Below are 15596 nucleotides of genomic sequence, written 5' to 3' on the forward strand. Positions count from 1 at the left end.
CAAAGTTAATATTTTATTTCTTTTCTTTGCTGACACAGTTTAATTTACATCCTCTTATTTTACGGGTAGTATTTCTATCCAGTAATCATCCGGGTCGTTTATGAAATACAATCCCATAGTTTCATTCTCGAAGCATACGCACCCCATTTCTTTGTGTAACTTTCTTACCTCATCATAATCGCCTTCAACTCTGAAGCATAAATGGCTTTCGTTTTCTCCAAGTTCATAAGCATCTGTATGATCTCTTAACCATGTAAGTTCAAGCATGAAATTTGAACATTTGTCAGTCAGATATACTAATATGAATGAACCGTCGGCAGCCTCTTTTCTGCTTGCTTCTGTCAGTCCCAAAGCTTCTTCGTAGAATTTGATACTTCTTTCAAGATTGGTAACGTTGATGTTGAAATGGTCAAAATGTCCTTTTACTTTCATAAATTAGTTATTTAGTGTTTATAATAAATCTTTAAAAACCTGTCCTCTGCATTTGATAAATGGTGATTTAATACCATTGTCAATGGCATATTGTTGGAATACATTAGCCGATGCAAAGTCATTCCAAAAGTGCATTGGTATAAAAGCAGAGGTATGTATTGTATTGATAAACTGTTTGCCTCCTCTCATATATTCTTTCCCCAAACGAGGGTCGATAGGGAATAATGCAAGGTCTATGCTGCTATACTCTTTTGATAAAGCTTCTATTTCATTCAGGAATCTCTGCTCATCTCTTTTCCACTCTGCTTCCGTACTTTCTTCCATCCAGTGCCAGTTGTTTAAGTCGCCTGCATGAAATATGGTTTTCCCTTCCAGCTCAATTATGAATGATATGCCTACATCTGTAGAGCCGGATGCTTTTATCCTTAGATGTTCATCCTTATATTCATCACCTTTGTTTAACCATATGGCTATATCTTTGGGTACCTTCCTTCTTTTGTATATGTCTTTAGAAAAGATGTATGTGATGTCGCTTTTGCGATTTTTCCATTCAAGTACCTGTCTGTTGAAATGGTCTGCATGAAAGTGGCTTGAAAGGACATACATTCTGTTTTTCTTGTTTAACAGTTCTTCGTGTATGATACCTTGTGATTCGGAGATTGAATCTTCGAAGTAGTCAATAACTATTGTTACATCATTTGCAATAATGGCAAAGCCGCTGTGATGCAGGTAAACTATTTCCATAAAAAGATATCTGTTTGTTATAGTTGGCAATGTGATACAAAATTAATATAATATCGAAAAAAATACCCATCCCGGCTAAAATTATTGCCTGAATGGGTATGCTATTTAAATATATGTTATACTGTTATTCTAAAACTACACCCTTTTCGTTGATGTATATCTGATATTCCATATTTTCGCTATCTAATAAGGTTATCAGATAAATGTTCTTACCATTATATGTTTTTACATCAGCCGATTTGACAATGTAATCTTTGAAATCAAAGAATAAGACTTCTTGAACTGTTTCCGGTAATTCGCTGATTTCTATTGCTGTGTAAACTTTATATGTTTTTTGTGGAGTTGCTTCTTTTTCTGATGCTGTAACGTTTGCAAATACACTTCCGATGCCTAATGTTATCATTAATACTGCTAATATTCTTTTCATAATCTTTGTCTGTTTTATTTGTTAATACTACGCTATATTAACTTCAAAGACTATGCCATAAAATGCAGAAAATCGTAAGTGGTTGATAATCAGTATTGCTTTGGTTTGAGAAATGTAGAGTGCGTGAGAACTATGTGGAAAAAATCTACAGCAACTGTAGATTTAATAAACAAAAAAGCTTCACGGCATCTGTCCATGAAGCTTTGCTTATATATGGTTTATTTGAAGAATCTACCGAAAATGCCACTTTTACGTTTAGTGTATCTTTCTTCTGAATCTTCCTGCTCTGAGTATATTTCTTCAAAGGTAAGTTTGTTTTTTACCATTCTATATATTGTTCCCCAGTCAGGAAGTCCCCCGAGGTTTCTGTCGTCGATGAATAGGTCTGCTTTCAGTTTCCTTGAGAAATTATCGTGTGACTTTTTCTCTTCCGGGTAATTGCTGTTTACGGCATAAAATTCCAGGCCTCTTTCTTTACAGAAATTTATAGCTTCCTCAAGTAGTTTTCCTTCCCTTACAGTCCACAATATTAAAGTATGCCTTTCTTCTTTCAGTTTTTTAAGTGTTTCTATGGCGAAAGGTATTTCTTTTCCTATGTAAGGATATTTGTGTTCTACGATTGTTCCGTCAAAATCTACTGCTATTATCATTGGTTTGTCTCCTTGGTTTTCTTGGTGTTTCCTGATTTCTTCTTGAAATTATACTTTCTCTTTCCTTGACCGGTCTTCTTGTTGTTTTTTCCGCTTTTTACTTTCGGAGCGTATTCCGGTCCTTCACCTAACTGTTCCGGAATCTGTAGCTTATATATGGTTTTATCAAGGAATTGTTCTATCTGGTAGAATTTTGTTTGTTCTGCCTCATTTACGAAAGTTATTGCACAGCCGTCGTTATTGGCACGTGCCGTTCTTCCTATGCGGTGAACATAATCTTCACAATCGTGAGGTACATCATAGTTTATGACCAGTCTTATATCGTCAATGTCAATACCACGGGCCACGATGTCTGTTGCTACTAATATATTTATTTTTCCGTTTCTGAACTCATGGAGAATTTCTTCTCTTTTTGACTGTTCCAGGTCGGAATGCATTTCTCCTACATTCAGTTTCATTTTCAGAAGAGCCTTTGAAACCTCTTTAACTTTGATTTTGGAAGATGCGAATATTATTACCCTTTCAGGCTGTTGGGCAGAAAATAAGTCTTTGATGATTTCAAGCTTTTGTGATTCGTAACAGATGTAGGCAGCTTGAATTATTTTTTCTGCAGGTTTTGAGACTGCAAGTTTTATTTCCACAGGATTGTTCAGAATGTTTTTTGCCAGTTGTCTGATTTTCTCCGGCATTGTGGCCGAAAACATTATAGTCTGTCTTTCCTTTGGCAAATGCTTTACAATCTGGAGTATATCGTCATAGAATCCCATGTCCAACATACGGTCAGCTTCGTCCAATATAAAGAATGAAACTTTCGACAAATCAACATATCCAAGACTGATGTGGCTGATAAGTCGTCCCGGGGTGGCTATTACGACATCTGCCCCAAGAGTTAGTCCTTTCTTCTCCTGTTCAAAACGTACACCGTCGTTGCCTCCGTAAACAGCCACACCTGAAACAGGCATGAAATATGAGAATGCCTCCATTTGCCTGTCTATCTGTATTGCAAGCTCACGGGTAGGGGACATGATTATGCAGTTTATGGAATCTTCAGGATAATCTCCACTACAGAGCTTACTCAAAACAGGCAAGAGAAATGCAGCGGTTTTACCGGTTCCCGTTTGAGCTACTCCAATCAAGTCATGACCTTCAAGCAGCACAGGTATTGTATGTTCCTGAACCGGGGTACATTCCTTGAAATTCATGGTATCTAATGCGTTAAGAACGCTTTCGTCTAAATTTAATTCTGAAAATTCCATTCTGGTTCTTCTCCTGTTTTTAATGAAAATTTATCATTTGAGTAATATGTTGCAAAGTTAATCAAAATATGCTTTATAAGCCATATAAACGTGTTTTTTTATGGTTCTGTTGCAAAAATAAAGTAAACTAAAGGAGGATGACAATGTTGAATTTATGTTGAATAACATAAAAATGACATATTTCTTATGATGTTGAGTAAAAAATGCTTATCTTTGCAGCGGTTTCAATATTTAAATGCGTTGCTTAAAAGGTATCTGTGACAGATATAGCATCGTAAAATAATGTTCCGAGATGAAACCCCTGTTAAGGACAGGCTCGGATAGTATTAACTAAAATCAAATTACATGATTAAAAGTGTAAAGCCGATTTTTGTTGTATTAGTATTCAGTTCCTTAATTTCTTTTTCTTTTATGGAAAAGAAAGATCCTACAGAGAAGCTGGTACCAGGAGATACGCTCCCCATACCAGTTCTTGAAAATGAAAAGCAGACGTTCAACCTGCAGGCCGTTGAAGGCAAATATACTTTGTTGAGTTTTTGGGCGGGATATGACGCAAAGTCAAGAATGAAGAATGCAGAGTTATGTCATGCATTGCAGAATTCGGACCGCATTAAGATGATTTCTGTTTCTTTGGACCGTTACGAATCTGTTTTCCGTGCGGCTGTAGAGCAAGATCAGTTGCAGACTGCCTTGTGCTACTTGGAAACAGGCGGCAATACTTCTGAAGTCTTTAAAGAGTTTGGTCTTAGAGATGGATTTGCCAACTATCTTATTGATGACAACGGTGTGATAGTGGCTAAGAATGTTACTGCTGACGAATTGAACTCGTATATGAATTGATTTTCGTATAACCGGGTTCTTGAGAGTGAAATTATTGAATACAACAAAAAGTAAAAAGGCTGTCTTCGAGGTTTTTACCTTAAAAGACAGCCTTATTTTTTTAGTCTTTATTTTATGATTTCAAGTTCCTTGAAACATTTCAGAAGTTTTTCTATTGCGAAATCAATTTGCTCTTTTGTATGAGTTGCCATCAAAGCAAATCTTACAAGTGTATCCTGTGGCGCACAAGCAGGAGGTATTACAGGGTTTATGAATACTCCTTCATCAAAAGCCATTTTTGTTACAAGGAAAGTCCTGTCTGTGTCGCGGACATACAATGGGATGATAGGACTTTCAGTGTCACCTATTTCAAAACCGCATTCACGGAAGCGTTTCAATGCATAATTGGTTATCTTCCACAGATTTTCCTGACGTTCAGGTTCTGTCTGCAAAATGTGAAGAGCCTCTATTGCTGCAGCTGTAGCGGCAGGAGTACTGCTGGCCTGGAATATATATGAACGTGCATTATGGCGTAACCAGTTGATAATGTCCTTATCTGCAGCCACGAATCCTCCAATTGAAGCCAATGACTTACTGAATGTACCCATTATGATATCAACTTCGTCTGTTAATCCGAAATGGTCGCATACTCCGCGTCCGTTACGTCCGAATACTCCGACTCCATGAGCTTCGTCTACATATACAGTAGCATTGTATTTCTTCTTAAGACGGATTATTTCAGGTAAATTTGCCAAATCGCCTTCCATAGAGAATACACTGTCCACAACGATAAGTTTGATAGCGTTTGGCTCGCATTTCTGAAGCTCTTTCTCCAATGCTTCCATATCATTGTGTTTGTACTTCAACTGTGTTGCAAAAGTAAGGCGGCGTCCGTCTACGATAGATGCGTGGTCACGGTCATCGCATATGATATAGTCTCCACGTCCTACAAGCTGAGGTATTACACCTTCGTTAACAGTGAAACCTGTAGAGAAACAGAGGGCTTCGTCTTTGCCGATAAATTCTGCCAGTTCTTTTTCAAGCTGTACATGGATATCAAGTGTTCCATTCAGTAGTCTGGAGCCGGCACATCCTGTTCCGTACTTACGTGTTGCGGCTATTGCTGCATCAATAATTCTTTGGTCGTAAGTCAGACCCATATATGAGTTTGACCCGAACATTAATACCTTTTTGCCGTCCATCATCACTTCTGTATCCTGATGACTGTCTATTTCGCGGAAATAAGGATAAACCCCCTTCTCCATATACATTTGCGGGAGTCTGAATTTACTTAACTTTTCTTGTAATAATCCCATATTCTATTATTGTATAGATATTTTTATTTTTAACAGTCTGCAAAGATAGTAAAAAAACAACAAAAGGTAACATTCCGGAATGTTTTTTATACATCTGTGTAATATTTTGAGTCAATATAAGGATTTCGTATATAAATATATATTACATTTGCATAGACAACCAATGTATGCAAACAATATGGACATCAGAGAGGATATAATATTTGTTGTTAATCCTATTTCGGGTACTCAAAACAAGGAATCTATACTTGAATATATAGAATCTAATATAAACCGTAGTATCTACAATCCGAGAATTATAAGAACTGAGTATGCAGGTCATGCTTATGATATAGCAAAGCGGGCTGTTGCAGATAAGGTGTCGTTTGTTGTTGCTATTGGAGGTGACGGAACTATAAATGAGGTAGGGCGTGCACTTGTACATTCTGATACGGCTTTGGGAATAATACCATGCGGCTCGGGAAATGGCTTGGCAAGACATCTGCATATCCCTATGGACTATCAGAAAGCAGTTCAACTCATCAATAATGCCAATGTGCGTTTGATAGATTATGGTAAAATCGCCGGACATCCGTTTTTCTGTACTTGCGGTGTTGGCTTTGATGCCTTCGTAAGCCTTAAATTTGCCGATTCCAAGCGCAGGGGGCTTATTACATATCTTGAGAATACATTGAAGGAAAGCCTTCATTATGAGCCGGAAACTTACGAAATAGAGAACTCTGAAGGAACAGTCAAGTATAAAGCATTCCTGATAGCATGCGGAAATGCTTCGCAATATGGTAACAATGCTTTTATTACTCCGCAGGCATCATTGTCTGATGGAATGATGGATATTACTGTGCTGGAGCCTTTTACGGTTCTTGATGTTCCGTCTTTGTCGTTTCAGCTGTTTACAAAGACTATTGATATGAACAGCCGTATCAAAACCATGAAAGACAAGAAAATTACTATCCATAGAGCTACAGAAGGAGTCTTTCATTTTGATGGTGACCCGATGATAGGGCCAAAGGACCTTGTAGTGGAGATTGTTCCGTCAGCCCTGAAAGTAATATGCCCTCCTAAACCTAAACGTAGCATATACGAACCTCACAACATATTGCAGCATATTACTGACTTTATTGAAGCGAAACCGGTATCTTCTTCTATTGCTGAGAAGCACAGGCAATTGTTGGAAATGAATCGTACGCTTATGAAGAAGTTGGTCAAAAAGAATAATCAGCAACAGGATGATTGATTTAAATATTCCCCAATGTATAGAAAGTGGATGGCAGACGGGGATAAACTTCTGTTGTTTGACACGTGTCAAACATATGGCCGACAGCTGTCAAATAATTGATTGACACGTGCCCGACAATTGTCTGACAGCTGTCAGACAACAGAATTTCCCGGCCTTTCAATCTGAAACAATCAGTCATAGGACAATGTATATTAGGGTGAGGCCGGTATTACAAGTGCTGTTGTTAACTCAAGTTTCTAAAGTCGAAAGTTGGGTGATTGATTAGTCCGAAATGTCCTATAGATAGAAATCTGATGTCAGAGCTGTATAATCCTTGCTCCTCTCTCCATTTTCATTAAGGAGCAGTTCCGAATATTCAGTGGCTTTATTGCTTGTTCCTTTTTCAAACTCCATAAGGACTCTTTTGGGGGAAGCGCCGGGTTTTGTTCTGATGTCTGTTTTTCTTGTCAGGCTTAATCTGTTTTTTATGGCTTCTCCAATGAATTCTGAAGCAGCAGAGGCCGGAAGTATTAAGCTGAATTTCCCTTTTTCCTTAAGCATAAACGAGGCAGCTTTTGTAAGTGCTTCAAAGCTGAGCCCGTCTGTATGTCTGGCGATATTTCTTTTCTCACAATATCCTTTGGTATCTTCTTTATAGAACGGCGGATTTGAAACAATCATGTCATACTCAGCTTCGTGTGACTGGTAGAACTCGTTTACGTCGGCATTCTCGACACTCATTCTGTCCTTCCATTCCGTATTGCTCATGTTGTCTTTAGCCTGCATGAATGCATCATGGTCTATTTCTATTCCTGAAATCGTGGCATTTTGTGTCCTTTGAGCCAGCATAATGGCTATAAGCCCTGTTCCGGTGCCTATGTCTGCTATTTTAGTTGCATGTCCTGTGTCAGCCCATGCTCCAAGCAGTACTCCGTCTGTGCCGACTTTCATTGCACACTTGTCTTGATATATAGTGAAACGTTTGAATCTGAAATATTCATTTCCCATTGCTATGCATATTTTTATGCAAATGTAGTGAAATAGTCTGACTCAAACATCTCCGGATGCAACATTTGATATAAAATGTTTTATTATTATGTGTATATTCATTAACTTTGTAGCCGTTTGTTTAAACAAGATAATTCACGATTGAATATGCAGGAAGATAAAAAAAATAAAAGAATTAAAAATGATGAAGTGGCTTTGATTGCCAAAATAGATATTGAACAGTCTAATATGCCTATAGAAGAGCTGGAAGGAGAGATGCCGGTATTGCCTTTGCGCAATATGATAATTTTCCCGGAGATAGTAATGCCTGTAGCAATAGGTCGCAGGAGTACTTTGGAACTGGTGAAATCGGCTTATAAAAAGAAAAGTCCGGTAATATTGGCTACACAGAAAGATGCAATGGTCGATGAACCTGAGTTGAGCGATTTGTATCCATTGGGTGTGGTCGGACGTATCGTCCGTATTCTGGAACTTCCAGGCGGGGCAACAAATGCACTTATCCATACGTGCGGACCAAAAGTAAAACTTGACAGTATAATTTCTAAAGAGCCTTTCCTGGTTGGTACCGCAACTCCTATCGAAGAAAATAATATAACACCTCGAAGCAATGAATTCAAGGCTATCATGAGCACCTGCTTCGATGTTATGAAGAAACTGCATGACAGTATGGAAGAAGTAGGCCATGATTTCCTTATGGCTTTAAGGGACATGGAAGGTGATGCAGTAAGAATTAATTTCATATGTTCTAATTTCCCTCTCGAAATCACTGCCAAATATGAATTGCTCAAACACGATTCTATCAAGGACAGAGCAATACATCTTATAGGATATCTGAATGAACAGTTGGAAATAGCCAAACTGAAACAGAACATTCAGATGCGTACGCGTGAGGAACTCGACAAGCAGCAGCGCGAATATTTCCTGCAACAGCAGCTTAAGAATATTCAGGATGAGCTTGGCAATGGAGCAGAAAGCGAAATTGACAATCTGCGTGCCCAGGGAAAGAAGAAACAATGGTCTAAAGAGGTTGCGGAGATTTTTGAGAAAGAAGTAACAAAACTCGAACGAATCAATCCGCAATCGCCTGATTACAATGTACAGTATTCGTATCTGCAGAATCTGTTGGCTTTGCCATGGAATGTATATACTCCTCAGTCATTTAATCTGAAATCGGCAGAGAAGACTCTGAATCATGACCATTACGGGCTTGAAAAGGTCAAAGAACGTATCCTGGAGCATTTGGCAGTACTGAAACTTAAAGGTGATATGAAATCGCCTATATTGTGCTTGTACGGTCCTCCGGGAGTGGGAAAGACTTCTCTTGGACGTTCTATAGCTTCTGCCCTTAAGAGGAAATATGTCAGAATGTCATTGGGAGGTGTGCATGATGAAGCGGAAATCAGAGGACACAGAAAGACATACATAGGAGCAATGCCGGGACGTATCATTAAAAGTCTGATTAAGGCAGGCTCTTCTAATCCTGTAATCATACTTGATGAGATAGACAAGCTTGGCAGTAGTAATCAGGGTGACCCTTCTTCGGCTATGCTTGAGGTGCTCGACCTTGAACAGAACGGTACATTCCACGATAACTATATAGATATAGATTATGATTTGTCGAATGTGATGTTTATTGCTACGGCAAACAATCTGGGTAGCATACCGGCTCCGTTGCTTGACAGAATGGAACTGATTGAGGTAAGCGGATATATCACTGAGGAGAAGATAGAAATAGCTAAAAGACATCTCATCCCTAAGGCTATGGAAGCTAACGGACTGACAAAGGATAATATCAAGCTGTCGAAGGGTGCAATAGGGTTTATCATAGAAAACTATACAAGGGAAAGCGGAGTGCGTGAACTGGAGAAGAAAATCAATAAAGTGATGCGCCGTACAGCTTTCAATATAGCATCCGGTAAGGAAGTTTCTTCTACAGAGCTTAAGGCAGAGGATATCCCGGCATGTCTTGGTCCTATAGAATACTCAAGAGACAAATACCAAGGTAATGAATATGCCGGAGTGGTTACAGGTCTGGCCTGGACTGCTGTCGGTGGTGAAATCCTGTTTGTTGAGACAAGCTTGAGCAAGGGTAAGGGAAGCCGTCTGACGCTTACCGGAAACTTGGGCGACGTGATGAAAGAATCGGCTATGCTTGCACTTGAATATCTGAAAGCCCACAACGATTTGTTGGGAGTGCCGGAAGAAGTGTTTGAGAACTGGAACATCCATATACATGTGCCTGAAGGTGCCATACCTAAGGACGGTCCGTCGGCTGGTATTACAATGGTGACATCGCTTGCTTCGGCTCTGACAAGAAGAAAGGTCAAGAATCGTCTTGCCATGACCGGTGAAATAACTTTGCGAGGCAAGGTATTGCCTGTAGGCGGTATCAAAGAGAAAATTCTTGCTGCCAAACGTGCCGGTATAGAGGAAATCATCCTGTGTCAGGAAAACAAGAAGGATATCGACAATATTCCGGAAATATATCTCAAGGGACTTAAGTTCCATTATGTGAGCGATATCAGAGAGGTACTTGACATTGCTCTGACAGATGAAGTGGTAACAAATGCTCCAAAGCTGACTGTTCCTGAGAAGAAAGAAGAAAATGACAAAAAGTAAATTACTGCCATAATAGTTTATATATGAAATTTGAATTACAATATACAGACTCCAAGACAAATGCAAGAGCAGGGTTGATAACTACCGATCACGGCCGGATAGAAACTCCGATTTTTATGCCTGTCGGTACTTTGGGAACAGTTAAGGGCGTACAACTCCCTGAGCTCAAGGAAGATATCAAGGCACAGATTATTTTAGGAAATACTTATCACCTGTATCTGCGTCCGGGACTGGAAGTAATCGAAGGTGCCGGAGGTTTGCATAAGTTCAATGGCTTTGACCGTCCAATGCTTACTGACAGTGGCGGTTTCCAGGTATTTTCATTGTCAGGCATAAGAAAGATGCGTGAGGAGGGAGTGGAATTCCGTTCACACATTGATGGCTCTAAACATTTGTTCACTCCTGAAAGAGTTATGGATATCGAACGTACGATAGGAGCGGACATAATGATGGCATTTGATGAGTGTGCACCAGGTACATCAGATTATAATTATGCCAAGAAGTCGATGGAGCTTACTCACAGATGGTTGGACAGATGTATTACAAGATTCAATGAAACTGAACCAAAATACGGTTATAATCAGTCGTTGTTCCCTATAGTCCAGGGATGTGTATATCCTGACTTGCGTAAGCGTTCGGCCGAGTATATAGCATCAAAGGGTGCTGATGGTAATGCTATCGGTGGTCTGGCAGTTGGAGAACCTACTGAAAAGATGTATGAAATGATAGAAGTGGTTAACGAGATTCTGCCTACAGACAAGCCGAGATACCTTATGGGGGTAGGTACTCCTGTTAACATACTTGAAGGAATAGAGCGAGGAGTAGATATGTTCGACTGCGTTATGCCTACACGAAACGGACGAAACGGAATGCTGTTCACGAAGAACGGAATAATGAACATGCGCAACAAGAAATGGGAGAAGGATTATTCTCCTATTGAGGCTGACGGAGCGTCGTATGTAGATACGCTGTATAGCCGTGCATACCTGCGTCATCTGTTCCATGCAGAGGAGTTGCTTGCATTGCAGATAGCATCAATACATAATCTGGCATTCTACCTATGGCTTGTCAAGGAAGCAAGAGCACATATTATTGCCGGCGATTTTGCTACCTGGAAACCTGCTATGGTGGAACGATTGTCTACTCGATTGTAACAGATACCTGTCTTTAAGTAAACACTGTTTCGTTGTATATGAAAGATAAACTGATAAAATTCAAGGATAAATATCTGAAACGCTTTGGGCTGAAAAAGATAGACAGATATATTATGAAGAAGTTTCTGGGCACATTCTTTTTTGCCCTGACGCTAATCCTGTCGATATCTGTCGTGTTTGATATCAATGAGAATATCGACCGCTTTATTAATAATAAGGCGCCTGTTGAGGCTATTATATTTGATTACTACTTCAACTTCGTGCCGTATTATGCCAATCTTTTCAGCCCGCTGTTTATCTTCATATCTGTGATATTCTTTACCAGTAAGTTGGCTGAAAACTCTGAGATAATCGCTATGTTCTCTACGGGTATGAGTTTCAAGAGGCTGCTGGTGCCTTATTTCTTGTCTGCTGCCATTATTGCCGCCGGAAGCTATATTCTCAGTTCATATTACATTCCCAAGGGTAATACGACAAGAATAAACTTTGAAACCCAATATAAGAGTAAGAAGAAAGTCAACTATGCCAGAAACATCCAGCTTGTGGTTGATACCTCTACGATAGCTTATATGGAAAGATATGAGAATTATAACCTTACGGGCTACAGATTCTCTCTTGATAAGTTCGAGGATAATAAATTGGTATCTCATCTGACTGCACGACGTGCGACGTACGATACTACCAAGTTGCACAGATGGATAGTAAGGGATTATATGATAAGGGAGATGAAAGGTATGAAAGAGGTTATTACCAAGGGTGAAAGACTTGATACCATAATAAATATGGAACCCCAGGATTTCCTTATCACTATGGACCAGTTTGAAACTCTTACGAGTCCGGACTTGAAGGAATACATTGATAATCAGAAACGTCGAGGATTTGCCAATATTAAAGAGTTCGAGGTGGAGTATTATAAACGTATTGCAAGCCCTTTCGCAGCATTTATCCTTACTCTTATAGGTGCTTCGCTTTCGTCGAAGAAAGTTAAGGGAGGAATGGGTATGAACCTTGGAGTCGGGTTGGGCCTGAGTGCATCATACATCCTCTTTCAGACAATCTCGGCAACATTCGCCATAAGTGGAAATGTTCCTCCTATAATAGCAGTATGGATTCCTAATATCCTGTTCCTTATTATAGCAATTTACTTGTATATGAAGGCTCCGAAATAACAGAAAATTCCAACAGACAATAATTGACAAGCGCTCTGTAGAACCGGTTTCAAGTTTTACAGAGCGTTTTTCTTGTATACTGAAGAAACTGGTTTTGTTTTTTTAACAGTTGGGCGTTGAAGTAAAAAAACATAACATTTATTGAAAAAGCCCTCAAAAAAACTGTTGTATGAAAAATACAATAACCTAATCCTGAAATATAAATGAAATATATTTGTAAATGTCTGTAATATAAATAATTTGATTTCTTCTTGTGCGCTATTGCTCTTTTGCGGTACTGTAATGAAAAATACATATTGTATCTTGTACGAAAAGATGATGTATGGATATTGTATTTGCTATGATATGTATCTAATTGAAAATAAGTGATATATGCGTGCTGAAAATTTTTCTTTTATTTCTTGTCTAATTAGAAATAATGCTTTTTATTTGCACTCGGAAAACAGATAAACACATATAGAATGGAACACAAAATGCCTTTGGCTAACAATCATATTTCCGTTGACTGCGTAGTAGTAGGATTCGATGGAGAACGTCTGAGAGTACTTCTTCTCAGGCGAATAGGAGAGGATAGCGGAGAAGTATTTCATGATATGAAATTACCTGGTAGTCTTATATATATGGATGAGGATTTGGATGGTGCCGCTATGCGTGTGTTGAATGAACTGACAGGATTCAAGAATGTCAACCTTATGCAGTTCAAGGCTTTCGGTTCGAGGGACAGAACAAAGAACCCCAAAGATGTCAGATGGCTTGAAAGAGCGGAAAAGGCGAAAGTGGAGCGTATCGTTACTATCGCATATCTCTCGCTCGTGAAGATTGACAGGGCATTGAATAAGAATCTTGATAATTTTCAGGCTGAATGGGTGCCTTTGGATGAGGTGAAAGATTTGGCATTCGACCATAATCTGATAATCGAGGAAGCGATGAAGTACATCCGTCAGTATGTAGAGTTCAATCCGTCGTGTTTGTTTGATTTGCTTCCGCGAAAGTTTACCGCGTTGCAGTTGAGAGTCCTTTACGAAGTTCTTTACGGCAAGCAGATTGACGTGAGAAACTTCCATAAGAAGATAATGATGATGGATTACGTCATCCCGATGGATGAGTTCCAGCATGGAGTGTCGCACAGGGCGGCAAGATATTACAGATTTGACAAAAAGATTTATAATAAAACAAGAAGATAATCTAAAACCATAATAACATGTATTTATTAGGATATGATATTGGTAGTTCGTCTGTAAAGGCGAGTTTGGTAAATGCCCTTACAGGCAAATGTGTGGCTTCGGCTTTTTATCCGAAAACAGAAGCAGCTATTATAGCTGTCAAGCAAGGATGGGCTGAGCAGGAACCGGCTAACTGGTGGGAGAATCTGAAGCTTTCCACTAAGGCAATTATGGCTGAGTCAGGAGTTAAGGCGGAAGATATAAAGGCGATAGGTATTTCGTATCAGATGCACGGACTCGTGTGTGTAGATAAGAATCAGAATGTACTTCGTCCTGCTATCATCTGGTGCGACTCAAGAGCTGTTCCTTATGGTCAGAAGGCATTCCGGACAATAGGCGAGGAGAAGTGCCTGTCACATCTTCTTAACTCACCGGGCAACTTTACAGCATCAAAACTTGCATGGATAAAGGAAAACGAACCGGAAATATTCGAGAAGATATATAAGATAATGCTTCCGGGCGATTATATCGCAATGCGACTTACCGGTGAAATCTGTACAACTGTTTCAGGCTTGTCAGAAGGTATGTTCTGGGATTTCAAGAACAACTGTGTGGCCGATTTCCTTATGGACTATTACGGTTTCGACAAGTCTATCATAGCAGATATCAAACCTACATTCTCTGAACAGGGAAGAGTTACTGCAACTGCAGCTCAGGAATTGGGACTGAAAGAAGGTATTCCTGTGACATACCGTGCAGGTGACCAGCCTAACAATGCATTGTCGCTGAATGTGTTCAATCCTGGAGAAATCGCATCTACAGCAGGAACATCGGGTGTTGTTTATGGTGTAAACGGTAAAGTAAATTACGACCCTAAATCAAGAGTAAATACATTCGCTCACGTTAATCACACTGAAGAACAGACACGTCTTGGAGTATTGCTGTGTATCAATGGTACAGGTATCCTTAATTCATGGATTAAGCGTACGGTAGTTCCGGAAGGCGTTTCATATGCCGAGATGAATGATTTGGCTGCCCAGGCACCAATCGGAGCAGGTGGCGTAAGTATATTGCCATTCGGTAACGGTGCGGAACGTATGCTTCAGAACAAGGAAACAGGATGTTCTATCAACGGTGTAAACTTCAATCTTCATACACGCAACCACATTATCCGTGCCGCACAGGAAGGTATCGTATTCTCATTCAAGTATGGTATCGACATAATGAAAGGTATGGGTATGGACGTACACAAGATTCATGCTGGTCATGCCAATATGTTCCTTAGCCAAATCTTCCGCGAAACACTTGCCGGTGTTACAGGTGCTACAATCGAACTTTATGATACTGACGGTTCGGTTGGTGCTGCCAAGGGTGCCGGTATGGGTGCAGGAATCTATAAGGACAACAACGAGGCGTTTGCGACACTTGAAAAACTTCAGGTGATAGAGCCTAAGGCACAGGATGCCGCTGCATATGCAGAAGCATACGGACGCTGGGTGGAATATCTGGAAAAAATCTGATAAATAAAACAATAAATAAGAACAAATAAAATTTCAACTTTAATATTAACTTTTTAAATTTTGAATATTATGGCAACAAAAGAGTATTTCCCTGGAATTGAGA

General features: G+C 39.5%; 14 protein-coding genes. 7 read left to right on the forward strand and 7 right to left on the reverse strand.

Annotation, left to right across the window (positions count from 1 at the left end; all coding sequences use genetic code 11):
* Positions 1 to 54: 54 nt before the first annotated feature.
* From QZ379_RS09005 to QZ379_RS09025, 5 genes are all read right to left on the reverse strand, one after another.
* On the reverse strand, positions 55 to 432 hold the full coding sequence (locus tag QZ379_RS09005) for a VOC family protein (protein ID WP_291563428.1): 378 nt from the start codon (positions 430 to 432) through the stop codon (positions 55 to 57).
* 18 nt (positions 433 to 450) lie between these two features.
* The gene (locus tag QZ379_RS09010) at positions 451 to 1176 is read right to left on the reverse strand and encodes an MBL fold metallo-hydrolase (RefSeq protein WP_291563431.1); all 726 of its coding nucleotides are present in this window, start codon (positions 1174 to 1176) and stop codon (positions 451 to 453) included.
* Between the two features lie 124 nt (positions 1177 to 1300).
* Positions 1301 to 1603, reverse strand: a complete 303-nt coding sequence (locus tag QZ379_RS09015) for a hypothetical protein (protein WP_291563433.1) — start codon at positions 1601 to 1603, stop codon at positions 1301 to 1303.
* A gap of 218 nt (positions 1604 to 1821) precedes the next feature.
* On the reverse strand, positions 1822 to 2253 hold the full coding sequence (locus QZ379_RS09020) for a BT0820 family HAD-type phosphatase (protein WP_291563436.1): 432 nt from the start codon (positions 2251 to 2253) through the stop codon (positions 1822 to 1824).
* Positions 2250 to 3509, reverse strand: a complete 1260-nt coding sequence (locus QZ379_RS09025) for a DEAD/DEAH box helicase (protein ID WP_291563438.1) — start codon at positions 3507 to 3509, stop codon at positions 2250 to 2252. Before QZ379_RS09025 ends, QZ379_RS09020 begins: the two co-directional genes overlap by 4 nt.
* 345 nt (positions 3510 to 3854) lie before the next feature.
* On the opposite strand from QZ379_RS09025, the gene QZ379_RS09030 reads away from it, so the two are divergent.
* On the forward strand, positions 3855 to 4349 hold the full coding sequence (locus QZ379_RS09030; protein ID WP_291563441.1) for a thioredoxin family protein: 495 nt from the start codon (positions 3855 to 3857) through the stop codon (positions 4347 to 4349).
* Between the two features lie 107 nt (positions 4350 to 4456).
* On the opposite strand, the gene QZ379_RS09035 is transcribed toward QZ379_RS09030, so the two are convergent.
* Entirely contained in the window at positions 4457 to 5644 is a 1188-nt protein-coding gene (locus QZ379_RS09035) for a pyridoxal phosphate-dependent aminotransferase family protein (RefSeq protein WP_291563444.1), read from the reverse strand.
* Between the two features lie 178 nt (positions 5645 to 5822).
* Here QZ379_RS09035 and QZ379_RS09040 point away from each other — a divergent pair, with 178 nt between their 5' ends.
* Positions 5823 to 6878 (forward strand): diacylglycerol kinase family protein, encoded by a 1056-nt coding sequence (locus QZ379_RS09040; protein ID WP_291563465.1) that lies wholly within the window; start codon positions 5823 to 5825, stop codon positions 6876 to 6878.
* A 279-nt stretch (positions 6879 to 7157) separates the two neighbouring features.
* Here QZ379_RS09040 and QZ379_RS09045 read toward each other — a convergent pair whose 3' ends face one another.
* Entirely contained in the window at positions 7158 to 7868 is a 711-nt protein-coding gene (locus tag QZ379_RS09045; protein WP_291563447.1) for a tRNA1(Val) (adenine(37)-N6)-methyltransferase, read from the reverse strand.
* A gap of 147 nt (positions 7869 to 8015) precedes the next feature.
* Between QZ379_RS09045 and lon the strand changes: the two genes are divergently transcribed.
* The 5 genes from lon (at position 8016) to QZ379_RS09070 (ending at position 15493) form a co-directional block, all read left to right on the forward strand.
* The gene (gene lon, locus QZ379_RS09050; protein ID WP_291563450.1) at positions 8016 to 10487 is read left to right on the forward strand and encodes an endopeptidase La; all 2472 of its coding nucleotides are present in this window, start codon (positions 8016 to 8018) and stop codon (positions 10485 to 10487) included.
* Positions 10488 to 10510: 23 nt separating this feature from the next.
* Positions 10511 to 11641 carry a tRNA guanosine(34) transglycosylase Tgt gene (gene tgt / locus QZ379_RS09055; RefSeq protein WP_291563453.1) on the forward strand — a complete coding sequence of 377 codons (1131 nt, stop codon included), beginning with the start codon at positions 10511 to 10513 and terminating at the stop codon, positions 11639 to 11641.
* A 38-nt stretch (positions 11642 to 11679) separates the two neighbouring features.
* A complete protein-coding gene (locus tag QZ379_RS09060) occupies positions 11680 to 12810 on the forward strand; it encodes an LptF/LptG family permease (protein ID WP_291563456.1) in 1131 nt (376 codons plus the stop codon).
* A gap of 461 nt (positions 12811 to 13271) precedes the next feature.
* Positions 13272 to 13994, forward strand: a complete 723-nt coding sequence (locus tag QZ379_RS09065; RefSeq protein ID WP_291563459.1) for an NUDIX domain-containing protein — start codon at positions 13272 to 13274, stop codon at positions 13992 to 13994.
* A 17-nt stretch (positions 13995 to 14011) separates the two neighbouring features.
* Complete coding sequence (locus QZ379_RS09070) at positions 14012 to 15493, forward strand: FGGY-family carbohydrate kinase (RefSeq protein WP_291563462.1); 1482 nt, start codon at positions 14012 to 14014, stop codon at positions 15491 to 15493.
* Positions 15494 to 15596: the final 103 nt, after the last annotated feature.

Source organism: Bacteroides sp. (assembly GCF_019417265.1).
In the GTDB taxonomy this organism is placed as follows: domain Bacteria; phylum Bacteroidota; class Bacteroidia; order Bacteroidales; family Bacteroidaceae; genus Phocaeicola.

Coding starts and splice junctions, on each gene's coding strand:
- QZ379_RS09035 (WP_291563444.1), bottom strand. CDS start 5,644: ATGGGATTATTACAAGAAAAGTTAAGTAAATTCAGACTCCCGCAAATG.
- QZ379_RS09020 (WP_291563436.1), bottom strand. CDS start 2,253: ATGATAATAGCAGTAGATTTTGACGGAACAATCGTAGAACACAAATAT.
- QZ379_RS09005 (WP_291563428.1), bottom strand. CDS start 432: ATGAAAGTAAAAGGACATTTTGACCATTTCAACATCAACGTTACCAAT.
- QZ379_RS09065 (WP_291563459.1), top strand. CDS start 13,272: ATGGAACACAAAATGCCTTTGGCTAACAATCATATTTCCGTTGACTGC.
- QZ379_RS09025 (WP_291563438.1), bottom strand. CDS start 3,509: ATGGAATTTTCAGAATTAAATTTAGACGAAAGCGTTCTTAACGCATTA.
- QZ379_RS09060 (WP_291563456.1), top strand. CDS start 11,680: ATGAAAGATAAACTGATAAAATTCAAGGATAAATATCTGAAACGCTTT.
- tgt (WP_291563453.1), top strand. CDS start 10,511: ATGAAATTTGAATTACAATATACAGACTCCAAGACAAATGCAAGAGCA.
- QZ379_RS09070 (WP_291563462.1), top strand. CDS start 14,012: ATGTATTTATTAGGATATGATATTGGTAGTTCGTCTGTAAAGGCGAGT.
- lon (WP_291563450.1), top strand. CDS start 8,016: ATGCAGGAAGATAAAAAAAATAAAAGAATTAAAAATGATGAAGTGGCT.
- QZ379_RS09040 (WP_291563465.1), top strand. CDS start 5,823: ATGGACATCAGAGAGGATATAATATTTGTTGTTAATCCTATTTCGGGT.
- QZ379_RS09015 (WP_291563433.1), bottom strand. CDS start 1,603: ATGAAAAGAATATTAGCAGTATTAATGATAACATTAGGCATCGGAAGT.
- QZ379_RS09010 (WP_291563431.1), bottom strand. CDS start 1,176: ATGGAAATAGTTTACCTGCATCACAGCGGCTTTGCCATTATTGCAAAT.
- QZ379_RS09045 (WP_291563447.1), bottom strand. CDS start 7,868: ATGGGAAATGAATATTTCAGATTCAAACGTTTCACTATATATCAAGAC.
- QZ379_RS09030 (WP_291563441.1), top strand. CDS start 3,855: ATGATTAAAAGTGTAAAGCCGATTTTTGTTGTATTAGTATTCAGTTCC.